The sequence below is a fragment of the Bacillus sp. FSL K6-3459 genome (assembly GCF_038003305.1).
Classification (GTDB): Bacteria; Bacillota; Bacilli; order Bacillales; family Bacillaceae; genus Bacillus; species Bacillus pumilus_O.
In genome coordinates this window covers 3,065,526-3,088,798 of sequence record NZ_JBBOOW010000001.1, presented here as the reverse complement: position 1 = coordinate 3,088,798, position 23,273 = coordinate 3,065,526, and the positions used below count along the sequence as shown (strand labels likewise).

The following is a 23,273-nucleotide window of genomic DNA, read 5'->3' as shown; positions in this document are numbered from 1 at the left end:
ATGGAGGGTATCAGTGAGTAAATACACTTCTCAAAATAATCACACACAAGTCGTCCAGCTATTCCAAGATGGGCATTACTTTTTTCATAAAGGTCTAAAAGCTTATAGAGAAAGAAATCTATCTAGAGCAAGTAAGCTAATACAACGGGCGATCGTACTTGAGCCTGAAAATGTAGAAATGCTGTCACAACTAGCTATTATTTATACTGAAATGGGTCATTTCCAACAATCAAATGAACTGCTTGATTTCATCCTTGAGCATATTGATGAAAATATGTCTGAGTGTCATTATTTTAAAGCCAATAATTATGCGAATCTAGGACTCTTTCAAGAGGCATATAAGTCAGCGACTGCTTATGCTTCATTAGAAGAGAACGGGGAATTTGCAGATGAAAATGATGACCTTCTCGACCTGCTCGATATGAGTGACGAAGAGGACGAAGATTTCCCTTACGATCAGGACGACCTGATTGTGAAGCAGGACCAAGCAAACCACTTGCTAGAAAGCGGCAGGCTTGATGAAGCCATTGAGATGCTGGAACAGATGATTGTCGAGTATCCAGAATTTTGGTCAGCGTATAATAATCTCGCATTGGCCTATTTTTATTCTGGTCAAATCCATCAGGCAAAAGAGATGCTGAACCGGGTTCTACATGAAAATCCGGGTAATCTGCATGCCCTTTGCAACCAGCTAGTCTTCTATCATTATGAAAAAGAAGAAGAGAAGGTCAATACGTTAGCAAAGCAATTAACGCACGTGTATCCAATATTAAGTGAACAGCGTTATAAGCTTGGCGCAACATTTGCCCTAGTTGGAGAATTTGAATGGGCTTTTAAATGGCTTTATTCTTTGTATAAAACAGGCTTTCAAGGTGATAGTACATTTCTATACTGGCTCGCAAGCGCAGCATATTATACAGGTCACAAAACGCTTGCACAGACGGTTTGGGATAAGATGGTCGATGAAGATATCGATGCAGATGAAATCAAGCCGTGGCAGGATAAACCTGAGGAGACTGAGCCGATGGTCTCTATTGAGGAGCGGCTGACGGCGTACTATGTAAGTAAACAAAAAGGAGAGCGTGACGTTCTTCAATCTGTCCTTGATGCACGCGCAGCGAAAACAGCCTTCGAACAGCAATTCATTGAACTGCTCTTATATGAAGGTGAAATGGAAGAACGGTCTTTTTCAGAAGATGCGGTTTTTGCAAAACAGGCGGCCTCCAGCTTGGAAGAAGCTGTTCAGCCTGACAGTCATATGCCTTATTTTTGGTTATTCCATATTATTCAGCAGGCACGTGCTTCTGGCGTAGATAAGAAAAATGCGCCTGCATGGGCAGCATCATCTTATTATGTATGGATGCAGGAGCAAGAAGAGTCTATTAGCAAAAAAGAGATTGCAACCTCTTTTCAAATCAGTGTTCAAACACTGTCTAAATACGAACAAGTCATTTGCTCATTAATCGAATAAATAGGTAAATAGATTTAGAGGATTGAAGCGTGGCCGAAAAGGTCATGCTTTTTTCTTGGTTAAAAAGGTGGGATTTGCAAGGATTTGGCGAAGTATGACAATCACGACATGTTTTTGAAACATAAATGTAATAAAAATATTAGCTCATTTTGTCGATGTCTCATGTATAATGAAAATCGTGGATTAAAACAAAGACATATATTTAGATATTTTACTATACATAATGAAACACCTAGTGATAGAAACAATCTGGTCAACATCTGACTGATCAATCAGGAAGAAAGACATAGATAGCACAGATTGGTCGCAGAGAATTTGCTGCTTTCTCATGTCGCTTGGAAATTGTCAAAGGAGGAACTATTCGTGAAAAAGTTTATTACTTTCGGTTTAGCTTCGGTGATCGGAGCGAGCGGTTTATTTATCCCATTTACTCATGAAGCAAACGCACAGAACTTTGAACAAAAGAAACAAGAGCTGGACAGCAAGCAATCTGAGGTCAACAAAAACCTTCAAAAGAAAAAAGATGAGCTGTCAAAGCTTGAAGCAAAACAAGAGGCACTTGCACTAAAGCTAAAAGAAATTGATGAGAAAGCTTTAAAAACAAGTGATCAAATCGAAGAAAAGCAAAAAGAAAATGAACAAACGAAAAAAGAAATCAACGCACTGAAAAAAGACATTGCTGATACTGAAAAACGTATTGAAGATAGAAACAAATTCTTGAAAAAGCGTGTACGTGCGCTTCAAGAAAGCGGCGGTTCTACGAAATACATAGATGTATTACTAGGAGCGAAAAGCTTTAGCGATTTCATCAGTCGTGCAGGTGCAGTATCTACACTGATCAATGCAGACAGCGAAATCATTAAAGAGCAAGAAAAAGACAAAGCTGAGCTTCAAAAGTCTGAAAACGAATTAAACACAAAGCTTGAAGATGTTCAAAAGACACTTGCAAAGCTTGAAACACTTCAAACTGACTTGAATAAACAGCTTGATGAAAAAGACAAGCTATTCAAGCAAGTGAAAAAGCAAAAAGGAAGTGCTTCTTCTCAAATCAGCGAGTTAAACAGTGAGGCTAACAGCATTGCATCTGAAAAAGACGCAACAATCGCTGCTCAAAAACAAGCTGAAAAAGAAGCAAGAGAAGCAGCTCAAAAAGCAAAAGAAGAAAAAGTACAAAGACAACAGCAGCGTCAAGCTAGTGTTCAAGCAGAAGACAATAGCTCAACTAACGACAGTAGCCCGTCTTCAAATAACAGTAACAGTGGTTCTTCAAACAACAATAATAATAACAACAACAGCAGTTCACCAAGCAAGAAGCCATCTACTGGCGGTGGATCACCTGTCAGCAGTAACGTAGGCGGAATCGAAGGTGCGATCAGCACAGGTTCTACCATTGTTGGACAATCTCCATATAAATGGGCTGGCGGCAGATCACAAGCTGATATTGACGCACGTCGTTTTGACTGTTCTTCATTCGTTCGCTGGGCATTTGCATCAGCAGGTATCAACCTTGGACCAGTTGGCGGTACAACAACAGATACGCTTGTAGGTAAAGGAAGAGCTGTAAGTGCATCTGACATGAAACGCGGAGACCTTGTGTTCTTTGATACGTATAAAGTAAATGGACACGTTGGTATTTACTTAGGAAACGGTACATTCTTGAACGATAACAGCTCTCGCGGTGTTTCAGTTGACTCTATGAGCAATGTTTACTGGAAAAAAGCATTCAATGGCGTTGTAAGAAGAGTCGTTGAATAAATCATTACTTACTATATAACCGTAAACAGGCTTCCTTAAACAGCAGTTTAAGGAAGCTTTTTCTTTTTTTGAAGATATGAGCAAATGATTCGCTTATTATCCGCAGATTTAATAGGATATGGGTAAGGAATAAAAGTAAGAGTGGAATTGATGCTTTCTGTCATGAATGGAAGCATCACCCAAGGGCATTCTAATAAGAAATGCTAGCAGCAATTGAAGAGGGAGTGACAGTTGTGTCAGAAGAAAAAATCTACGATACGATCATCATTGGAGCGGGACCTGCCGGAATGACAGCGGCTGTTTATACATCACGTGGAAATCTTTCAACATTGATGATTGAAAGAGGGATTCCAGGCGGTCAAATGGCTAATACGGAAGATGTCGAGAACTATCCTGGCTTTGAAAGCATTTTAGGGCCAGAACTTTCAAATAAAATGTTTGACCATGCGAAGAAATTCGGTGCTGAGTATGCATATGGCGATATCAAAGAAATCGTCGACGGTGAAGAGTACAAAATCGTCAAAGCCGGTTCAAAAGAATACAAAGGACGCTCTGTCATTATTTCAGCAGGTGCGGAATACAAAAAAATCGGTGCACCAGGTGAAAAAGAACTTGGCGGACGAGGCGTCTCATACTGTGCAGTATGTGACGGTGCTTTCTTTAAAAACAAAGAGCTTGTCGTCATTGGTGGAGGAGACTCTGCGGTAGAAGAGGGTGTGTACCTCACACGCTTTGCGTCAAAAGTAACAATTGTTCATAGACGCGATAAGCTTCGTGCACAAAGTATTTTACAAGCACGTGCTTTTGATAATGAAAAAATCGACTTCATGTGGAACAAAACCGTTAAACAAATTAATGAAGAAAACGGTAAAGTCGGCAGTGTAACCTTGATTGATACGGTGACTGGTGAAGAAGAAGACTTTAAAACAGACGGCGTCTTTATCTATATCGGGATGCTTCCACTATCTAAACCATTTGAAAATCTCGGCATTACAAATGAAGAAGGATATATCGAGACAAACGAAAGAATGGAAACAAGAGTGGAAGGTATTTTCGCTGCTGGTGACATTCGTGAAAAAACACTTCGTCAAATTGTAACAGCAACAGGTGACGGAAGTATTGCTGCACAAAGTGCACAGCATTATGTAGAAGAGCTTGCTGAAAAGCTGAAAGCAGCGAAATAAAAGGCTGTCGTAAATCCTTAATATAGCGTCATGGGCTTTTAACTGGAATGTAACACGGGTGAAACAATTTTCCGTTATGATAAAGCTAGTAATTGACCCCCTTTTATAAGGAATACAAGTTTGGCACGGATGAGAATCCGTGTCCTTTTTTTTGCTTAAAATCAGAAATTCAAGAGATGTTCACAAATGACGCATGGATAACCATTCGTTGCTGTAAAATAAAGAGTAGAGAAATTGCCCGCCACTCCTTTCAGATGAAATTCGATCTGTTTTCGGTGAAGAAGGGGCATGTTCATTGTGGGAGTCAGGATGAACCTGTATAATAAGTTAAAGACATAAAAGAGTAGGTGACAGCTGATGCAACGAGTAACCAATTGTGTGCTGCATCACGAAGATCAAGTTCTCTTGCTGCAAAAGCCAAGACGGGGCTGGTGGGTAGCGCCGGGCGGCAAAATGGAAAGCGGAGAATCGGTCAAGGATTCAGTCGTTCGAGAGTATAGAGAAGAAACAGGAATTTATATTTTAAATCCACAGTTAAAAGGTGTTTTTACCTTTATCATAAAAGAAGGCGATCAAATCGTTCAAGAGTGGATGATGTTCACCTTTATGGCAGATTCATTTACTGGAAAAAACGTGACAGAGTCAGAGGAAGGCATTTTAAAGTGGCATGAAGTAAAGGATGTACCACATTTACCGATGGCACCAGGAGATTCCCATATTCTTGATTTCATGCTAAAGGGAAAAGGACTTCTTCACGGTACTTTTACGTATACACCTGATTTTGAATTGATTGCTTATCGGTTAGATCCTCAAGGAGACTAATACATGAACCGTTTTTATAAAGAAGGAGAGGAAGCAGGCATGAATACACACAAACAAGAAGATATTCAGCTTGTGATTATTACAGGAATGTCAGGTGCGGGGAAAACCGTTGCCATTCAAAGCTTTGAAGATTTAGGTTACTTCTGTGTAGATAACTTGCCGCCATCACTTTTACCAAAATTCCTAGAACTCATGAAGGAATCGAATTCGAAGATGAGCAAGGTTGCCCTTGTGATGGATTTGCGCGGACGTGAATTCTTTGACAGCTTAATTGCAGCCTTAGATGAAATGAGTGATCTTGGATGGATCACACCAAGGATATTATTTCTAGATGCAAACGATAAGGTGCTTGTCTCAAGATACAAAGAAACGAGACGTTCGCATCCTCTTGCGACAACAGGTTTGCCGCTCGAAGGAATCGCGATGGAACGCGATCTGTTAGAAGAGTTAAAAGGCCGAGCTCAAATGATTTTTGATACATCGGATTTAAAACCAAAACAGCTTCGAGAAAAAATTGTCGCGCACTTTGCCACAAGCCAAGGACAGGTGTTTACAGTGAATGTGATGTCCTTCGGTTTTAAATACGGTCTGCCGATTGATGCTGATCTTGTATTTGATGTAAGATTCCTGCCGAATCCTTACTATATTGAGAGCATGCGTCCACAGACTGGAAACGATGAAGAAGTGCGCTCCTATGTAATGAAATGGAGCGAGACACAAAAATTCACAGAGAAATTAATTGATCTTCTCAGCTTTATGCTTCCGTCCTATAAGCGAGAAGGAAAAAGTCAGCTTGTGATCGCTATTGGCTGTACAGGTGGACAGCACCGATCAGTGACGCTAGCGAACTACTTATCGGAGTATTTTAAAAATGACTACTACACTCATGTCACTCACCGGGACATTGAAAAGAGAAGTAGAAAATAGATGACGACACTTCCAAAGGTGGTCATTCTTGGCGGGGGCACTGGCTTATCTGTTTTGCTCAGAGGGCTAAAAACAAAGCCAGTGGACATTACCGCTATTGTAACGGTTGCTGATGACGGAGGCAGCTCAGGCAGACTGCGCCATGATTTGAATATTCCGCCTCCAGGCGATATTCGAAATGTCCTTGCAGCTCTCTCTGATGTTGAACCGCTTGTAGAAGACTTATTTCAGCACCGTTTTAACAAAGGGAATGACTTAACAGGCCACTCTCTTGGCAACCTCATTCTTGCGGCCATGACAAATATAACCGGTGATTTTTTTCATGCCGTCACAGAAATGAGCAAGGTCTTAAATGTGAGAGGAAAAGTCTTGCCAGCAGCGAATTCAAGTGTTGTTCTACACGCTGAATTAGAAAATGGGCAAGTGGTAACAGGAGAATCAAAAATCCCAACCTACGGTGAGCGAATCAAACGAGTGTTCCTCACACCTGATACGATTGAGCCGCTCCCAGAATCGATTCAAGTCATTCGTGAAGCTGATTTGATTGTGATTGGACCTGGTAGCTTGTATACAAGTATCTTGCCAAACTTGCTTGTACCGCATATTGGTGAAGAGGTCATTCGCTCAAAGGCGAAAAAAGTGTATATTTGCAATGTCATGACGCAGCCAGGGGAAACGCTTTCCTACAGTGCAGCTGATCATGTGCAAGCATTAAACGATCATATGGTTCGTCCATTTATTGATACCATTTTTGTGAACAATAAAGAAATTCCAGAAGAGATCAAAGCAAAATATGCAGAAGAACAGGCACAGCCTGTACAGTTCGACATAGATGTACTCAAGGCAATGGGACTGGAAGTCATCCCTGGGGAAATCATTACATACGACCAGCATGTGATTCGTCACGACACGCTGAAAGTAGCCGCGCTGCTTGTCGACCTGCTGCATAAGAAAAAATAGGAATGGGGGTGGCAAGGATGTCATTTGCATCCGAAACAAAAAAAGAGCTGACTAATCTGGACGTGAAGGACTGCTGCACAAAAGCAGAGCTTTCTGCCCTCATCCGTATGAACGGTTCATTATCTTTCTCTAATCGAAAATTAATTTTAGATATACAAACAGAGAACGCAGCGATCGCAAGACGAATTTATACGCTGCTAAAAAAGAAATATGATGTCACAGTCGAGCTGCTCGTTCGTAAGAAAATGAGATTAAAAAAGAATAATGTGTATATTGTCAGACTGGTAGAACGAGCGAAAACCATTTTAGAGGATTTAAAAATATTAGGTGAGCAATTTGTATTTGAGCGTAATATCTCAGAAGAGCTTGTAAAGAAAAGATGCTGTAAACGCTCCTATATGAGAGGTGCTTTTTTAGCAGGCGGTTCTGTGAATAACCCAGAAACGTCTTCCTATCACCTTGAGATTTTTTCACTATATAAAGAACACAATGATGCCCTTTGTGAGTTGATGAACCAATTTCATCTCAACAGTAAAACACTTGAGCGGAAAAAAGGCTACATCACATATATGAAAGAAGCCGAAAAAATCACTGAATTCTTAAGTGTTGTAGGTGCACATAATTCACTTCTTCGCTTCGAAGACGTTCGGATCGTCCGTGATATGCGGAATTCCGTGAACCGGCTCGTCAATTGTGAAACAGCAAACTTGAATAAAACGATTGGTGCATCACTGCGCCAGGTCGAGAACATTCAATTCATTGATGAAAAAATTGGACTTGATGCTCTGCCAGATAAGCTGCGTGAAATTGCAAAACTGAGAGTCGACTATCAAGAGGTCACGCTAAAGGAACTGGGAGAAATGGTGGAAAGCGGCAAGATCAGCAAATCAGGCATTAATCACCGCTTAAGAAAGCTAGATCAAATTGCAGAACAATTACGAAATGGACAAGCTGTTACACTCAAATAGGAGAATGAAAAAGGGAGGCAGATCATATGGTGGAAAAAACGGTCACCATCCAGTTGAAAACAGGCTTGCAGGCTCGTCCTGCTGCTTTATTCGTACAGGAAGCGAATCGCTTTGGGGCTGAAATTTTTCTAGAAAAGGACGGAAAAAGAGTCAATGCGAAGAGCATTATGGGTCTCATGAGCCTTGCGATCAGCTCTGGGGTCACTATCACACTGATAGCAGATGGTGCAGATGAACAAGAAGCCATTGATGCGTTAACGGATTTTATCAATCAAGAAAACTGAGTCTCTTCACAGACTCAGTTTTTTTAGAAGGGAATGAACATGATGCAATTAGCATTTTTACAGAAGATCGGATACGAAGGACAATCCATCACCTTTGAGGACCTACCTGCGTTATTAAAAAAGATGGCCTACACCTTTCCATTTGAAAATAGATCTGTGCTGAACAAACAATCCTATGCCTTGAATCAAGAAGGATTGAAGCAGCATCTTCTTGAAGGAAACAGAGGAGGCCTTTGTTACGATCTCAATCCTCTTTTATATTATGTGTTAAAAGAGGCAGGACTCGCTGTACAGCTCGTTCAAGGGACCGTGTATAACAAGGAAGCAGGAGCATGGGCAATTGATGGTACACATGTAGCCATGACGTTAAATCATCACAATGAACGGTATCTGATTGATGCGGGTTTTGGTGTGAATTTACCTCTCCAGCCTGTACCTTTTACTGAAGAATGGGTCAAAGGAGCGTCAATTCAGTTTCGAGTCAAAGAAGAGGAAACCGAAAAAGGGACGCATCTTCTCCAATTAGATAGAGGAGAAGGCGCTGAAATAGGCTACGCATTCACATTGCAAGAGGTGAGCGAGCCTACATTGGTCCAAATGAGACAGGAGATTTATGAAAATGAAGCCTCTCCTTTTAACAAAAGACCGCTTGCTTCAAAGCTTACACCAACAGGACGTGTCATTGTCACCGAGGATCATGTCACCACACATGAACACGAAGAAGCGTCGAAAAAACCGCTACCCCTTCCTTTTGACGAATATGTGAAAACTCTGTTGCCTAAATAACATCAAAAAAACAGCCCTGCGTCGGGACTGACCCCATAAGATGAGACAAATAAAAAACACCTTCAAGTTTGAAAACGGATCGTTGTGATCCGAAATAAAACATGGAGGTGTTTTTTCTATGGGGACAAGAGTGAGTTATCCGGTTGAAGTCAAACAGAAGGCTGTGGAAATGAGGTTGGCAGGCGTACCTATGAAAGAGATCATGCAGGAATTGAATATCAAGAATAAGACGCAGGTTCAGACATGGGTGAGATGGCATAAAGCTGGGGATACACACAGGTTCGAACAACCTGTTGGAAAACAATATACCTATGGAAAGGGTCCCGAGTACTCTTCTGAATTAGAGAGACTACAGGCAGAAAATCGCTATTTGAGTCAACAGAATGAAGTTTTAAAAAAGTACAACGAATTGGAAAGGAAGTTGATAAGGAAACGTCAATCAAACTGGTAGAAGAATTTCGCAAAACGATGACGGTACAGGACATCTGTGTCCATTTAGGCATCTTACGTACTTCGTATTATAGATGGAAAAAAGATTTGACTCAGACTCATTCTGAAAGACAACTAGAGAAACAGGTCGGCACGTTGTGCCGAAAGCACAAATATCGATATGGTTATCGGAAAATCACAGCCATACTAAAAATGAGAATGCGTATTAACCATAAAACTGTTCAACGTATCATGCAGAAAAACCAGTGGCAATGCCGGGTTAAAATGAAAAAGCGTAAGAAGAATGGGCAGCCTTATGCCGTAGCCGGTAATATACTGGATCGGAATTTTCAGTCTGATCGCCCTCTTGAAAAACTAGTAACGGACATCACGTATTTGCCTTATGGACAGAAACAATTGTACCTTTCCAGTATATTGGATTTATATAATGGAGAAGTGATTGCTTTTACGATTGGTGATAAGCAGGACACAGACTTTATCTTAAACACACTTAATCAGCTCCCAGCACTTCCTGAGAATTGCGTGTTACATAGCGATCAAGGTTCTGTGTATACATCTTACGAGTATCAGAAAGCGGTTCATATAAAAGGCATTACCATGAGCATGTCCCGTAAAGGGACGCCCGCTGATAATGCCTCCATCGAATCGTTTCATTCCTCACTAAAGTCTGAAACGTTCTATCTTAACAGGATTGATCGCACTACAACCACCATCGTAGAACGCACTGTCAAAGAATACATTTATTATTATAACAACATTCGTATTCAAACGAAACTAAACAACCAATCACCGATAAACTATCGGCAATTGGCTGTATAAAGGTGTTTTGATTCCTGTCTCAAAAACGGGGGTCAGTCCCGTCAAATGGGCTGTTTTTTGATTGATTATCGAATACGTGTGAATGTCGCGTAATGATCTGTTGTTTTGTAAATGAGCCAGTCACTTGAATACACGAGGCGGTCAGCATTGCGGAAGCCTGAGACGTAGTTGATATCTGCTTCACGCCATGTGCGTCCGCTTGCTGAAGGAAGACGACCCTCCCGATTAGAGAAAACATCTCCACCGATGCTTTTGCCTGGGGCAACCTCGGCTAGATTTCCCTTTGACGCTATCCAACCAAGGGCACTTGCTTGTGATTTTGTGATGTAGTTATCAGGAAGTCGTTTGTAGCGAATCAAATAATCGGCGACACCATCAAACGTATTAATGACGGCAAGGGTATGGACATCTGATGTCAGTTGAATAGAAGCTGTTTCATTTGTGGCGGTCGGTGTAAGTGGTGTTTCAGCATAGGCTTGCTGCGGAATAAAACCAGAAAACAGAATAGCAGCGATCAGAGCAAACATAGTAAAAACCGAACTGATTTTTTTCATCTTCATCCTCCTATTAAGGAAATCGGAAGCTGTCCTCTTGATGCTTGTCTACCTCATATTATAGCACCCGAACATGAAGGAAATGTAAAGAAACAGGATCTTTGCTAAAATGAGGCTTTTCTCCTGATAGCCTTCTAATAAAATAAATAAAAAGACGCAGCTCTGAATTCTGCGTCTTTTCCGATTAAGATGAAGCAAGCTCTTTCACAATATCTACAGGGGCTTTGCCATCAATACCATGAATCACATTGTGAATGGCTCGTTTCAGCATAAGATCCCGTGTTGTTTCAGTAGCGGAACCGATGTGAGGAACAAGGGTGACATTGTTCATTTCTTTGAAAGGATGATTCTCCTGAAGCGGTTCCTGCTCAAACACATCAAGACCTGCACCTTTGATCCATCCCTCTTGGAGCGCTTGAATGAGGCTTTTCTCGTCTACTGTTTTCCCGCGGGAGATGTTTACAAATAAAGCCGTTTGCTTCATTAACTTCAATTCTCGTTCGCCGATCATATGATACGTTTCAGCGGTCAGCGGTGTAATCAAGACAATGATATCAGCTTGCTTTAGCAGGTCATCGAGTGTGCAATATAAAGCGCCATATGCTGATTCAGCCTTTTCATTCCGGCTGCGGTTATGATACAGGATATTCATATCAAAACCATGAGCAGCTCGTTTGGCGACTTGCTCTCCAATTCGTCCCATGCCAATAATGCCAAGCGTTTGATGATGGACATCGATGCCAAAAATATCCTCTTCCTGTACAAATTTCGTCCAATTCCCCTCACGGATAAAACGATCAAGCTCGGCAATTCTTCGCGCAGAGGAAAGAATGAGTGAAAATGCAAGGTCTGCGACAGTATGGTCGAGTGTATGGGGCGTGTGCGTCCCAATTACGCCTCTTTGCCTCATCACTTCTATATCGAAGTTGTCATAGCCAACAGAGTTATTGCTCACTACTTTAAGTTTTGGAGCGTGATCTAATAGCTCTTGATCGATTTTCGTTCCAGACGTTAAAAGACCATCAGCATGCTGCAGTTTTTGAAACAAAATATCTTTTGGAATGGGGTCTTTGGATTGCCACACCTCGTATGTACAATGTTCCTTTAGTAATTCCTCAAATGAGGCGGGTAATGGTTTGGCGACAAAAATGTGTGGTGTCAATGTCAACTCGCTCCTTTCACATGATCATCTTGCTCCTTTTATTATAAAGCAACCATTTCGACTGAACACGTTTGAAGGTTATCTACTAAATATTTAATATACTAAAATAACGGAAAAGAGAGACAGTTTCTTAGTGAAAAGGTATATTCATATGCCATCTGATGCATTTTTTACTTAGATGGAAATCAGCTAATGGGAGATGTGACATATGAAAACGCCGGATTTACTGAGAGATTATCTGACAAACTGGAAAATAGATCGAGATTTTTTGATAGAAAAATGATTATATTTGAAACATATTAAACGGGAAGGTTGTTTTCTACTAAACCATTTCATCGTCTTTTGGCAATCAGAGAACGATAGATTGAAAGGAATACCGCGCCCCTCTTGCGATGAATCGTAAATGATAGAAAATGATCACATGTCTTCTCATCGTTTTCTCATTTTTTTCTTTTTTTTCTATCATTTTTCCTCTTTATGCTTGAGAACACACGAAAGAAAAGGAGGTCAGGCAGGAGTTTACGTGACTTATGAAAAGATGGGAGATGGCAAAATGGGATCAAAATTAGAACAGATTCTTCAGCACAATTCAGAGTTCGTACACGAGAGACATTATGAGCCTTACAAAGCGGGGAAATTTCCTGAAAAGAAACTCGTTATATTAACTTGCATGGATACACGTCTTTTGGAATTATTGCCGCAATCCATGGGACTGCGCAATGGTGATGCGAAGATCATTAAAAATGCGGGCGCCATCGTCACACATCCTTTTGGCAGTGTGATGCGGAGTATTCTTCTAGCTATCTATGAACTAAAGGCAGAAGAGGTATGCATTGTAGGACATCATGAATGCGGGATGGCAGGTCTTGCAGCAGCTCCATTACTTGAAAAGGCGAAAGCACGCGGCATTGAAGAGAAATGTTTGAGCATTGTGAAAAACTCAGGGGTTGATTTAAAGGGATGGCTGACAGGCTTTGATTCGGTTGAAGAGAGCGTGTCCCAAAGTGTGAAATTGGTCAAAGAGCATCCACTTATGCCGAGTGATGTGGCTGTTCATGGACTTGTCATTCATCCAGCAACGGGAAAGCTGGATGTCGTTGTGAAAGATAAACAGATTGACGCACAGTATACCTAAATCATCTACACATACTTGAAGGAGGCCAACACATACCATGCGTTTTTATGGAAGATTTGAAGGATATGATACATCAAAGTTGAGACGTGATTTAATCGCTGGGCTTGTCGTGGGCGTTGTGGCAATTCCTTTAGGCATGGCTTTTGCCATTGCATCTGGTGTCGGACCAGAATATGGATTATACACAGTCATCGTTGCCGGCATTTTGATTTCATTGTTTGGTGGTTCAAAGTATCAGATTGGCGGGCCGACTGGGGCGTTTGTTCCGATTTTATTTGGTATCGTCAGCCAATACGGTATCGAAAACTTACTCATTGCCGGTTTTATGGCAGGGTGTATGCTTGTATTATTCGGAATATTCAAACTAGGAAAGCTCATGAAATTTATTCCTCGTCCGGTTATCATCGGTTTTACTGCTGGCATTGCTGTCATTATTTTTTCTGGGCAGATTGCCAACTTCCTCGGATTAAAGGGTGTTGAAAAGCATGAAAGCTTTTTCCTCAATATGAGAGAAATTGTGGTCCATCTCGGTACCGCAAACAGTCTTGCCATCATCACAGCAGTGATTGGACTTATTGTGATTTTGGCAGCACAAAAATACATTCCCAAAATACCTGGTGCTCTATTAGGCCTATTGGCTTCAACGTTTCTAGCTGTTCTCTTTTTCCAAGGACAAGTGGAAACGATCGGCTCGGCATACGGGGAGATTCCTCGTCAGTTGCCAAGCTTTGCTTTTCCTGAAATAACGATTGAAAAAATGATCTATCTCCTCCCTCCAGCAATAGTCATTGCGCTTTTAGGCGGCGTGGAATCAATTTTATCCGCAATGGTCGCAGACAATATGAAAGGCTCAAAGCATGACAGCAATAAAGAGCTTGTCGGGCAAGGAATTGCCAATATGGCGGCACCGCTGTTTGGAGGAATTCCGGCGACTGGGGCGATTGCCCGTACGGCAACAAACATCAAAAATGGCGGAGCAAGCCCGATTTCAGGTGTCGTGCATGGCGTCGTCGTCTTGCTCATCTTAATGTTATTTGCACCATATGCGTCGATGATTCCACTTGCTGCGATGGCACCGATTTTAATGTTTGTGGCTTGGAATATGAGTGAGAAAAAAGAGTTTATCAATATTGTAAAAGTAAAAAATGCGGATTCTCTTGTACTAGTTGTCACCTTCTTGCTGACGGTCATCGGTGATTTGATTATTGGCGTCACTGCAGGACTCATTTTGGCCTTTATCGCTTTTATCAAAAAAATGAGCCAGACAACCAGCATTCGTCCAAATGTTGCGGTCCCCCAAATGGAAACGGCAGCTGCTTTAGAAAAACAGACAGACCAGCAAGGCATCAGTATGTACGCCATTGAAGGGCCGCTGTTTTTTGGAACAACAGATTCACTCGAAAATTCAATTTTGGATCATGTTCAGACAAAGCCGAAAACGCTCATTCTGCTCATGAATAAAGTCAATTATATGGACACATCAGCAGAAGCGGTGCTGATGAATATCTCCAATCGGTTAAAGCATCATAATGGTAAGCTGATGATTGTCGGACTTCAATCACAGCCGAAAGAGCTTTTGCGTCGAACAGGTCTTTTCCATCATATTGGAAAACAGCATTTCTTTGAACGAACAGATGATATTTCACCTCAGCATCTATAAAGGTGGAAAAAAGCACGTGACGATGTGGTCACGTGCTTTTCAGTTCTGAAAAACGCTTTGTGAGTTTCTGTTGATGAGAGGAGAAAATCTCTTCTACTGTCACATCATAGAGATCGGCTAAAATAAGTAGATTCCCTAATACATCTCCCATTTCTTCAACGAGTTCTCTCTTCAACTCAGCTGATTTTTGTTTTTGCTCATCAGGCCGGTCACGTCCGATCTCAATGGCTCTAACAGCGCGAGCGAGTTCGCCTGTTTCTTCCATCAGGAACCCTAACCGGATAAACGGCCCGTATTCTGTCCAATTTCTCTTTTTGTAAAAATCCTTGATCCATTTCTCCATCTCATTTGTTTGCATTCTCTTTATACAGCTCCTTATATGGTGTGCACCTTTTGATTTTACACTATATATAGATGAATCGGCTGTTTTTTAGAAAAAAATTATAGTAGAATGAGTGGGTGAAGAAATCATAGAGAGAGATGGAGCTGTTTTTGATGAAAACGATTTGTGTGTTTGCTGGTTCGAATCCAGGCGTGAAGGACGTCTACAAAGAAAAGGCTGTAGAGCTAGGGAATTATATGGCAGAGCAAGACATCCGTCTTGTATACGGCGGTTCACGAATTGGATTGATGGGTGCCGTTGCAGATGAGGTCTTAAGACATGGCGGGCAAGTCATTGGGGTGATGCCTAAAGGGCTTTTTAGAGGAGAAGTTGTGCATCAAGAGCTGACAGAATTAATCGAAGTAACAGGAATGCACGAACGAAAAGCGAAAATGAGTGAGTTGGCTGATGGATTTATTGCGATGCCAGGCGGCTTTGGTACATATGAAGAATTATTTGAGGTGCTATGCTGGGCTCAAATCGGCATTCACCAAAAGCCAATCGGCTTGTATCAAGTGAATGACTATTTCAATTCGCTCATTGACATGGTGAAATTTAGTATACAGGAAGGTTTTTCGAATGAATCACACCTCCAATTGTTACATGCCTCCAGCGAACCGGAGGAATTAATCACACAGATGGCTTCTTATCAAACACCAACTCTTGAGCAGAAATGGACGGAGTTGTCTTAAAGCGTATTTCAACGACAAAAAACCGTCTGTTCAAGGAGCAGACGGTTTGGTTTGTCATATTATTTTTGTTCTTCTGAATTACGGGTCAAGACTTTGTCAATGAGTCCGTATTGAAGTGCTTCTTCCGCTGTTTTGAAGTTGTCACGATCTGTATCGCGTTCAATGACTTCAATTGGCTGACCAGTACGTTCAGCAAGTACTTGGTTCAGTTTATCGCGTAAAGAAAGGATTCGTTTTGCCGCAATTTCAATTTCTGTTGCTTGACCTTGGGCACCACCTAGTGGTTGGTGAATCATGACTTCACTGTTTGGAAGGGCATAACGCTTACCTTTTTCACCAGCAGCAAGTAGGAACGCACCCATAGATGCAGCCATACCAATACAAATAGTTGATACCTTTGGTTTAATAAATTGCATCGTATCGTAAATGGCCATACCAGCTGTGATTGAACCGCCAGGGCTGTTAATGTAGATAGAAATATCTTTTTCTGGATCTTCAGCTTCTAAGAAAAGCAGCTGTGACACGATGGAGTTGGCAACATTGTCATCGATCGCAGAACCAAGCATGATAATACGGTCTTTTAAAAGACGAGAATAAATGTCGTAAGCTCTTTCCCCACGATTTGTTTGCTCAATGACTGTAGGTATTAAATTCATAATGTTCCTCCTTCACCTTTTAGGTAAGTATGTAATTCAATGATACATTTTTGGTCAATAAAGGTCAAACAAAACGCAATCAAAAAATTCGACAGCCACATGTTATTTTTCCCAAAATTTATTTTCTTAAACCATGGAAAAGTTTTTAAAAAATATGGTAAAACTTTCTGCTATGAGGTAATATTACCTATGTTATCATTATATATAGTCAGAAAGAAGGAAGAAAAGTGGATAATCTTTTGGAGAAAAGTAGTTTGACTGATCAACAACGTATTGTTGTATCAACCGAACTTCAAGCCAAAAAAAAGTCGAAATTAATTGTATTTATTTTGTGGTGGTTCCTTGGGGCGATTGCCGTTCATCGTTTTTATCTTGATGAAAAGAAAGGCTATGCAGTGACCATGCTTCTACTAGGATGGTTGACATTTTTCATTTGGCCATTTATTGATGGGATCATTTGTCTTGTCAAAACAGTGGATGAAGTAAATGAAAACATAGAACGAAAAATTATTGCGTCTGTCAAAAGTGCATAAATAGACATGTCTGCATCTTTTCGGTGCAGGCTTCTTCTTTGAAGTCAACAGAATTTCATTGCTTTCTTGCAGCATTTCCCTTATAATTTGATATGCTGACGTTTAAAAACTTATCGTGCGCTCGTAGCTCAGTTGGATAGAGCGGTGGTTTCCGGTACCACGTCTGCCGGGGGTTCGAATCCCTCCGAGCGCGTCTATAGTATCCGATTGATCATTTGTGAAAGAACCTGAAAACCCTTTGAAATAAAGGGTTTTTTGTTGTTTATGAGTGGGATTGTGTGAGGACTTTGAGAGGAACTTCAGTATTTATCATCGTTTATGTGAAGTAGTTCATTTTGTATCAAAAAGCACAGATTAAAATTGTTAAAAAGACAGATTTTCTTTATGATAGTGATTAAGTAAAGTTAATCTATAATGGGAGTATAAAAGCATTGAATCATCAATATTTTCAAAGCTTGTTCAACTAAAAGGGCAGAACCCTTTAATAAGGAGGTACAAATGAATTGTGAAAGTGTTTTACGTCAAATTGAAGTAGCTGTTAAAACATTAATAAAAATAGTAAGTCAATTAGAAGAAGATGATTTACAAAAAAGACCAACACCTCATAAGCAGTCTATCGGAGAGTTGCTGGAACACATTGCGATCATTTGTGAAGCGGACTGGCGTATTGCTAATGAGGCTACCCAAGAAGAGATGGAAAAGTTTTATGCTAATGTATCATATAAAACTTTAAAGTCGATAGAAAATGGCTTAACGACTAATTTTCATTCATTAAAAAATAATTATATGAAATTATCGGACACAGAACTACTGTCTCGTACCACTTCGTATTGGGGTGTGACATATACTAGGTATGAATGGTTGTTAGAGATATTAGCACATGTATATCATCATAGGGGACAATTACATGCTATGCTTGTTCACTGTTACAATAAAGACCCCAAAATTTCAATGTTTGAATAATGTTCTTCAACTTCAATCAATAAATTTATCTATGCTGATCCGGTCTCAATTGAAAAACAGTCTGCTTCGTTTAAACAAATGCTGCTCAAAAAACAATAGAAAAAAGACAAAGCACTGAATAGGGGGCTTTGTCTTTTTTTGATATTTTCTTAAAATTACTAGCCATAAGACTCATTTCTTTCCTTTACAGGCGTATTTGTTGAGCCTGCTGGCTGTATATGATTAACATGGAAGAGAATTGACAATGAGGAGGGATTTCTTGTGGCGAAGATTTTATTGATTACATTTCCTGCTGAAGGGCATGTGAATCCTATGTTAGGAATCATCAAAGCATGGGCGGATCGTGGAGATGAAGTGCATGCGGTCACAACTGTACATTATGAGGAACGAATCAAACGCTTAGGCGCTCACGTACATAAACATCCAGACTATATTCGGACATTACACGTAGATGAAGGAAATCTCGATTCCATGCAGCCATTCTTTCATGCCATGCTGAAAACATCATTTGATATGTTAGAAGTGGTAGAAACACTTTCTCAGCAGCATTCATTTGATTTTGTCTATTTTGATATGTTTGGGGCAGGAGAGCTTGTTCGAGATTACTTACAAATTCCAGGGATCGGTTCAAATCCATCCTTTGTGCTACAAGAGGCGCATTTTGATACACCGCTATACAGAAAGGATGAGAGAGCTGATCATCTATTAGAAAGCATACAAGAGCGTTTTGGCGTTCAGCCAACGCGTTTGATGCAATTTATGAAAAATCGCGGAGAACTGAATATCGTGTATACAAGTGAATATTTTCAGCCTTCTGTCGATGCAGTGAACGACTCATTTGTTTTCATTGGACCAAGCTTTCTAAAAAGGGCAGATCAGCATGATTTCCCGCTGGAAGCTCTTGAACGAGAAAAAGTTGTCTTTATTTCGATGGGAACTGTTCTTGGAGATACAGAGGCATTTTTTAATATGTGTATTGATGCCTTTGCCGACTTTGATGGAAAAGTGGTACTCGCAACAGGTGAAAAAGTGGATCGGTCTCTCTTAAAAGAAGCACCTTCTCATTTTCTGATCGAGCCTTATGTGCCGCAGCTTGAAGTGCTTGAGCTGACAGATGTGTTTGTGACGCATGGCGGAATGAACAGTGTCAATGAAGGCATTCATTATCACGTTCCAATGGTCGTCATTCCGGTCGACAAAGATCAGCCGATGGTCGCACAAAGACTGACCGAGTTATCTGCTGCCCGAGCACTTGATAAAGATCAACTGACAGCAAAGCAGCTAAGAGAAACCGTGGAATCTGTTCTAGGAAGCGACATGTACCGTGCTGGAATTGAAAAAATTGAAGAAAGCTTCCAAACAGCAGGTGGAACCGATAAAGCATTGCGGACGATTGATCAATTTATGCAAACGAAACAGACTCAATCATGAGGCGGTCAGCGTTAGGCAAACTGAATGGACTCACTTATACCATTTCAACTTGACAAAAAATAACCAATCTTTTATCGTATACGTAACAAACGACGGAAGGGTGACCCAATGCAATGAAGTACTAATCCTATGACCTGTAAGCAAAATGAAAAAACGAAGGCAGTGAGCAAACGATTGGTTTGCCATGTTTGCTGCGTTTTCATTTTTTAGCTTCGGAATAGGATGGTACAGCATGGGAATCAAAGAATGACGTGATTGATACGGGGATGTGTGTGTGTTCAGATAGGAACGGCACTTCATCCGGGATTGATCCGTTTATTTTTGTACACCATTTTGCCTCCTATTCTGAGAATGGGAGGCTTTTTCATGTCTCCTGAGATACGAAAGGAGAGGGTTGGATGTTAGTAAAAGCCAATCAGTTAAAGGTATTTCGAAAAGATCGATTGTTATTTGATATTGAGGAACTTACCATCCATCAAAGTGACCGCATTGGACTTGTCGGGGTAAATGGAAGCGGGAAAACGACATTATTACATGTGCTGGCAGGAAAAGAGAAACTAGACAGTGGCACGTTTGCGGCCACAACGACCTGCACACTGCTTCCTCAGCTAAAACAAGCGGAAGGAACACAGAGCGGTGGTGAGATGACCCAGTCTTATATTGAAAGCGCGTTAAACCGTCCTTCTGCCCTTTTATTAGCAGATGAACCAACGACTCATTTAGATACAGAGCACATTGAGTGGTTGGAAGAGAAGCTTTACAATTATCAAGGAGCTCTCGTTGTCGTTTCACACGATCGTGCTTTTTTAGATGCAGTATGTACGGAGATTTGGGAACTGGATCAAGGACGGCTCAATCAATACAAAGGCAACTACACGCAATTTGCACAGCAAAAAGAGCTGGTGCATCGTCAGCAGATGGAAGCGTACGAAGCTTATACACAAAAGAAAAAACAGTTAGAGCATGCGCTGGAAAAGAAAAAGAAAAAAGCCGACAAAGCGACAAAGCCATCTCAAAAGCTGAAATCCTCAGGGCCAAAAATTGCAAAGCCCTACTATGCAAATAAGCAAAAAAAGCTGCAAAAAACCGCCAAATCAATTGAAACAAGGATGGAGAAATTAGAAAAGGTTGAGAAAGTAAAAGACATTCAGCCCATTCAAATGACGCAGCATACAATGAAGGAAATAGCGAGCCGTTCCATTTTGCGAGTGAACAATGTAGATGGCAAGGTTGGCGATCAATTGCTTTGGAAGCAGGCGAATGTGGAAGTGAGAGGCGGGGACAAGGTCGCCATCATTGGCAAGAATGGGAGCGGAAAAACGACATTTCTCCGAATGCTGGTGAATGGACATCCCGGAGTTTCTCGCTCAGAAGCTGTCAAGCTAGGCTATTTTCGTCAGGATCTTTCAGGATTAACGGTAGATGAATCAATTTTACAAAATGCGCTGAAAGAGGCAGTTCAAGATGAGACAGTGGTACGAACGGTTTTAGCGAGACTTGGATTTCGAGGGGATGACGTCCATAAACCTGTTGGGGTGTTAAGCGGGGGAGAACGGGTGAAGACCATGCTGGCGTCCTTGCTTGTCAGCGATGCCAATGTTCTCATACTGGATGAACCGACGAACTTTCTAGATCTGGCGGCAGTTGAAGCGCTTGAAGGTCTATTGAGGGATTACCCGGGTACTGTTGTGTTCGTTTCCCACGATCGCAGACTGATTGAGAAGGTGGCAACTCGCATTTTCCATGTTCATGAAAAGCGTATTGAAGCATTTGATGGAACATATGAAGCGTATAAACAAAAAGGCGACAAACCAGCTGTGACCCAAAGAGAAGAGGAGTTGCTGTTAATTGATTTACAGCTGTCTGAAGTGCTCAGCCGGTTAAGTATTGAGCCGTCTCAAGAGCTGGAGGAGACATTTCAAGCATTATTGAAACAAAAGAAATCTTTGGAGTCATAAAAAAAACCCTGTGTTTATTGCACAGGGGATTGTTCATTCCGTTCTTTTTTTAATTGGTCAAGTTCGCTGACTGTGACGAGCTGATAGCCTTGTTTGGTGAGTTCATGAATGATCTTCACTGCTGCTTGAGCTGAGCTGTCATAAATATCATGCATCAATACCGTTCTGCCATCTGCTGCATGTGAGAGAACGTGGTTTGTGATCTGCTGGCTATTGCGAATTTTCCAATCCTCTGGATCAACATCCCATAAAGAGACCTTCATTCCCACCGCTTGATTGATGTCTTGATTTGTTCCGCCATATGGCGGTCTAAAGTGCGTAGGTGTATAGCCGCTCGCTTTCTCAATCAGCTTCTGAGTGTCCTTCACTTGTTTCACCGCCTCCTTTAAAGGCAGTCTTGTTAATAAAGGATGACTGTAAGAGTGGTTCCCGATTTCATTCCCGCCTTTTAGAATATCGGCAAGCATACTAGGATAATACTGCACCCTGCTACCTAATACGAAAAAGGTCGCATGTCCTTTATTTTCCTTCAATGCTTCTAAAATTTTTGAGGTGGTCGCAGGGTTCGGACCATCATCAAATGTGAGGGCAATGGCTTTTTGATTTGGATCAAGCTTTGATTTTTGCGGCAGCTTGACGGCTTTTCTTTTCGGATTTGGTTCTTTCATTTCATTTTGATTTTTGGTTTTATTCATATATTCCGGCTTCATTATATCTTTCAGCAACGTCTTTTTAATCGCAAGTGTTTGCGGACCAAGATCCTCATCGGCTACTTGCGAGGCTGGGAAATAAAATTCTACATATTTCTCTTTCAAGGCAAATTGGCTGAAGTTTTGAGCAGTAGGGGCTGTTCCCTTCTGAAGTAGCGTCTGATCCTTAGATAAGGTTTTGTCCTTTTGAAGCTCCGAATATGTAATGTAGGATAATTTCTTCAAAAAGTTGGTTTTAGGCAGAAATAAATCTTTTGTGTCAAGAAAGGTTTTTTTCTGAAAATCATAGTTGATCGTGAGATGATTGGTGGTCCCATTTTGCTGACCTGTATAGGTATAAGTGGTAAAGCGAATCGCAGCCGACTGCTTCGCATAATGCACCATATCATAATCAATATTCAGTTCAAAGCGTTTGTTTTCATCGACGTCCTTTGCTTCACTAAACGTCTTCTTGAAATGCTCTAAAGCTGAATTGGCGTAGCTTTGAATCTTGTCATCTAGCTCTTTTTGATGAAAAAGAGGATAGTTGACTGCATATCTCATAAATTTCCCGTCATTTACGAGAGTAACGATTTCGACGTTTTTATAGTTTGTATCCTGCTTTACATTTTTCTTCTCGGTTCCACTTGCTTGTTGATTCTGAAAGAAAGCAACGACTCCAATGACGATCGCAAGTGCAAATAGGCCGATACTCCATTTTCCCTTTAGTGACACAACGTTCAAATCTCCTCTCAAGACGGGCCATTCTTTATCAGTTTGACATCTGTTTGTAATATTTTTATAACATTTGACTTACTTTTGTAATTTTAGAGGATATTCAGGCGGAATGTCAACTATTTTCCTATTAAACTATGAGAAAAAATGATAAGCCATTTCAAACGAGCAAAGACACTGTATGACACGGTCACCTGCATACCTTCATTAATTAAAAAATAAGGCGTAGATTGATTTTTGAGAGGTAGGCAGATATAATTTTGATGATTATGATTCTCATTTTCAAACAGACTTTTA

Annotated in this window: 22 protein-coding genes and 1 tRNA gene; 18 read left to right on the top strand and 5 right to left on the bottom strand. The window is 40.9% G+C overall.

The window, feature by feature from the left end:
• Positions 1-13: 13 nt before the first annotated feature.
• From MHI35_RS15815 to MHI35_RS15770, 10 genes are all read left to right on the top strand, one after another.
• A complete protein-coding gene (locus MHI35_RS15815) occupies positions 14-1,471 on the top strand; it encodes a tetratricopeptide repeat protein (RefSeq protein ID WP_335349278.1) in 1,458 nt (485 codons plus the stop codon).
• 363 nt (positions 1,472-1,834) lie between these two features.
• Positions 1,835-3,226, top strand: coding sequence for a PcsB-like coiled-coil domain-containing protein (locus MHI35_RS15810; RefSeq protein WP_151022497.1), 1,392 nt, complete (start codon positions 1,835-1,837; stop codon positions 3,224-3,226).
• Positions 3,227-3,459: 233 nt separating this feature from the next.
• Positions 3,460-4,410: a thioredoxin-disulfide reductase gene (gene trxB, locus MHI35_RS15805; protein WP_088001298.1), complete on the top strand. Its 951-nt coding sequence runs from the start codon at positions 3,460-3,462 to the stop codon at positions 4,408-4,410.
• 357 nt (positions 4,411-4,767) lie between these two features.
• Positions 4,768-5,232, top strand: coding sequence for an 8-oxo-dGTP diphosphatase (locus MHI35_RS15800; protein ID WP_003213484.1), 465 nt, complete (start codon positions 4,768-4,770; stop codon positions 5,230-5,232).
• A 39-nt stretch (positions 5,233-5,271) separates the two neighbouring features.
• Positions 5,272-6,159, top strand: a complete 888-nt coding sequence (gene rapZ, locus MHI35_RS15795; protein WP_041816354.1) for an RNase adapter RapZ — start codon at positions 5,272-5,274, stop codon at positions 6,157-6,159.
• Positions 6,160-7,119 (top strand): gluconeogenesis factor YvcK family protein, encoded by a 960-nt coding sequence (locus MHI35_RS15790; RefSeq protein ID WP_211063600.1) that lies wholly within the window; start codon positions 6,160-6,162, stop codon positions 7,117-7,119.
• A 17-nt stretch (positions 7,120-7,136) separates the two neighbouring features.
• A complete protein-coding gene (gene whiA / locus MHI35_RS15785) occupies positions 7,137-8,087 on the top strand; it encodes a DNA-binding protein WhiA (protein WP_003213321.1) in 951 nt (316 codons plus the stop codon).
• Between the two features lie 26 nt (positions 8,088-8,113).
• Complete coding sequence (locus MHI35_RS15780) at positions 8,114-8,371, top strand: HPr family phosphocarrier protein (protein WP_335349279.1); 258 nt, start codon at positions 8,114-8,116, stop codon at positions 8,369-8,371.
• Positions 8,372-8,410: 39 nt separating this feature from the next.
• Positions 8,411-9,157 (top strand): arylamine N-acetyltransferase family protein, encoded by a 747-nt coding sequence (locus tag MHI35_RS15775; protein ID WP_211063599.1) that lies wholly within the window; start codon positions 8,411-8,413, stop codon positions 9,155-9,157.
• Between the two features lie 118 nt (positions 9,158-9,275).
• Positions 9,276-10,426 (top strand): IS3 family transposase gene (locus MHI35_RS15770; RefSeq protein WP_340991683.1). Its coding sequence is split into 2 segments (ribosomal slippage): positions 9,276-9,549 and positions 9,549-10,426, totalling 1,152 coding nucleotides; the frame shifts between segments, so codons are not numbered across the junction.
• A 65-nt stretch (positions 10,427-10,491) separates the two neighbouring features.
• Here the strand turns inward: MHI35_RS15770 and MHI35_RS15765 are convergent.
• A complete protein-coding gene (locus MHI35_RS15765) occupies positions 10,492-10,980 on the bottom strand; it encodes a ribonuclease (RefSeq protein WP_417894681.1) in 489 nt (162 codons plus the stop codon).
• 184 nt (positions 10,981-11,164) lie between these two features.
• Positions 11,165-12,142 carry a 2-hydroxyacid dehydrogenase gene (locus MHI35_RS15760; RefSeq protein ID WP_211063598.1) on the bottom strand — a complete coding sequence of 326 codons (978 nt, stop codon included), beginning with the start codon at positions 12,140-12,142 and terminating at the stop codon, positions 11,165-11,167.
• A gap of 553 nt (positions 12,143-12,695) precedes the next feature.
• Between MHI35_RS15760 and MHI35_RS15755 the strand changes: the two genes are divergently transcribed.
• Positions 12,696-13,277, top strand: a complete 582-nt coding sequence (locus tag MHI35_RS15755) for a beta-class carbonic anhydrase (RefSeq protein WP_144521836.1) — start codon at positions 12,696-12,698, stop codon at positions 13,275-13,277.
• A 37-nt stretch (positions 13,278-13,314) separates the two neighbouring features.
• Positions 13,315-14,937, top strand: a complete 1,623-nt coding sequence (locus MHI35_RS15750; RefSeq protein WP_211063597.1) for a SulP family inorganic anion transporter — start codon at positions 13,315-13,317, stop codon at positions 14,935-14,937.
• A gap of 28 nt (positions 14,938-14,965) precedes the next feature.
• On the opposite strand, the gene MHI35_RS15745 is transcribed toward MHI35_RS15750, so the two are convergent.
• Positions 14,966-15,295, bottom strand: coding sequence for a MazG nucleotide pyrophosphohydrolase domain-containing protein (locus tag MHI35_RS15745; RefSeq protein ID WP_211063596.1), 330 nt, complete (start codon positions 15,293-15,295; stop codon positions 14,966-14,968).
• Between the two features lie 137 nt (positions 15,296-15,432).
• Here MHI35_RS15745 and MHI35_RS15740 point away from each other — a divergent pair, with 137 nt between their 5' ends.
• On the top strand, positions 15,433-16,011 hold the full coding sequence (locus tag MHI35_RS15740) for an LOG family protein (protein WP_335349280.1): 579 nt from the start codon (positions 15,433-15,435) through the stop codon (positions 16,009-16,011).
• 59 nt (positions 16,012-16,070) lie between these two features.
• Here the strand turns inward: MHI35_RS15740 and clpP are convergent, their stop codons facing one another.
• Complete coding sequence (clpP, locus tag MHI35_RS15735) at positions 16,071-16,667, bottom strand: ATP-dependent Clp endopeptidase proteolytic subunit ClpP (RefSeq protein WP_024719872.1); 597 nt, start codon at positions 16,665-16,667, stop codon at positions 16,071-16,073.
• A 227-nt stretch (positions 16,668-16,894) separates the two neighbouring features.
• On the opposite strand from clpP, the gene MHI35_RS15730 reads away from it, so the two are divergent.
• The 5 genes from MHI35_RS15730 (at position 16,895) to abc-f (ending at position 21,552) form a co-directional block, all read left to right on the top strand.
• The gene (locus MHI35_RS15730) at positions 16,895-17,200 is read left to right on the top strand and encodes a TM2 domain-containing protein (RefSeq protein WP_211063594.1); all 306 of its coding nucleotides are present in this window, start codon (positions 16,895-16,897) and stop codon (positions 17,198-17,200) included.
• Positions 17,201-17,317: 117 nt separating this feature from the next.
• Positions 17,318-17,393 (top strand) — tRNA-Arg (locus tag MHI35_RS15725).
• A 305-nt stretch (positions 17,394-17,698) separates the two neighbouring features.
• Positions 17,699-18,163 carry a DinB family protein gene (locus MHI35_RS15720; RefSeq protein ID WP_335349281.1) on the top strand — a complete coding sequence of 155 codons (465 nt, stop codon included), beginning with the start codon at positions 17,699-17,701 and terminating at the stop codon, positions 18,161-18,163.
• A gap of 261 nt (positions 18,164-18,424) precedes the next feature.
• Positions 18,425-19,594: a macrolide family glycosyltransferase gene (locus MHI35_RS15715; RefSeq protein WP_211063592.1), complete on the top strand. Its 1,170-nt coding sequence runs from the start codon at positions 18,425-18,427 to the stop codon at positions 19,592-19,594.
• A 398-nt stretch (positions 19,595-19,992) separates the two neighbouring features.
• The gene (abc-f, locus tag MHI35_RS15710) at positions 19,993-21,552 is read left to right on the top strand and encodes a ribosomal protection-like ABC-F family protein (RefSeq protein ID WP_211063591.1); all 1,560 of its coding nucleotides are present in this window, start codon (positions 19,993-19,995) and stop codon (positions 21,550-21,552) included.
• Positions 21,553-21,566: 14 nt separating this feature from the next.
• On the opposite strand, the gene MHI35_RS15705 is transcribed toward abc-f, so the two are convergent.
• On the bottom strand, positions 21,567-22,976 hold the full coding sequence (locus tag MHI35_RS15705) for a polysaccharide deacetylase family protein (RefSeq protein ID WP_211063590.1): 1,410 nt from the start codon (positions 22,974-22,976) through the stop codon (positions 21,567-21,569).
• Positions 22,977-23,273: the final 297 nt, after the last annotated feature.

Coding starts and splice junctions, on each gene's coding strand:
- MHI35_RS15800 (WP_003213484.1), top strand. CDS start 4,768: ATGCAACGAGTAACCAATTGTGTGCTGCATCACGAAGATCAAGTTCTC.
- MHI35_RS15740 (WP_335349280.1), top strand. CDS start 15,433: ATGAAAACGATTTGTGTGTTTGCTGGTTCGAATCCAGGCGTGAAGGAC.
- MHI35_RS15745 (WP_211063596.1), bottom strand. CDS start 15,295: ATGCAAACAAATGAGATGGAGAAATGGATCAAGGATTTTTACAAAAAG.
- whiA (WP_003213321.1), top strand. CDS start 7,137: ATGTCATTTGCATCCGAAACAAAAAAAGAGCTGACTAATCTGGACGTG.
- MHI35_RS15780 (WP_335349279.1), top strand. CDS start 8,114: ATGGTGGAAAAAACGGTCACCATCCAGTTGAAAACAGGCTTGCAGGCT.
- clpP (WP_024719872.1), bottom strand. CDS start 16,667: ATGAATTTAATACCTACAGTCATTGAGCAAACAAATCGTGGGGAAAGA.
- MHI35_RS15765 (WP_417894681.1), bottom strand. CDS start 10,980: ATGAAAAAAATCAGTTCGGTTTTTACTATGTTTGCTCTGATCGCTGCT.
- MHI35_RS15790 (WP_211063600.1), top strand. CDS start 6,160: ATGACGACACTTCCAAAGGTGGTCATTCTTGGCGGGGGCACTGGCTTA.
- rapZ (WP_041816354.1), top strand. CDS start 5,272: ATGAATACACACAAACAAGAAGATATTCAGCTTGTGATTATTACAGGA.
- MHI35_RS15775 (WP_211063599.1), top strand. CDS start 8,411: ATGATGCAATTAGCATTTTTACAGAAGATCGGATACGAAGGACAATCC.
- MHI35_RS15755 (WP_144521836.1), top strand. CDS start 12,696: ATGGGATCAAAATTAGAACAGATTCTTCAGCACAATTCAGAGTTCGTA.
- MHI35_RS15750 (WP_211063597.1), top strand. CDS start 13,315: ATGCGTTTTTATGGAAGATTTGAAGGATATGATACATCAAAGTTGAGA.
- MHI35_RS15720 (WP_335349281.1), top strand. CDS start 17,699: ATGAATTGTGAAAGTGTTTTACGTCAAATTGAAGTAGCTGTTAAAACA.
- abc-f (WP_211063591.1), top strand. CDS start 19,993: ATGTTAGTAAAAGCCAATCAGTTAAAGGTATTTCGAAAAGATCGATTG.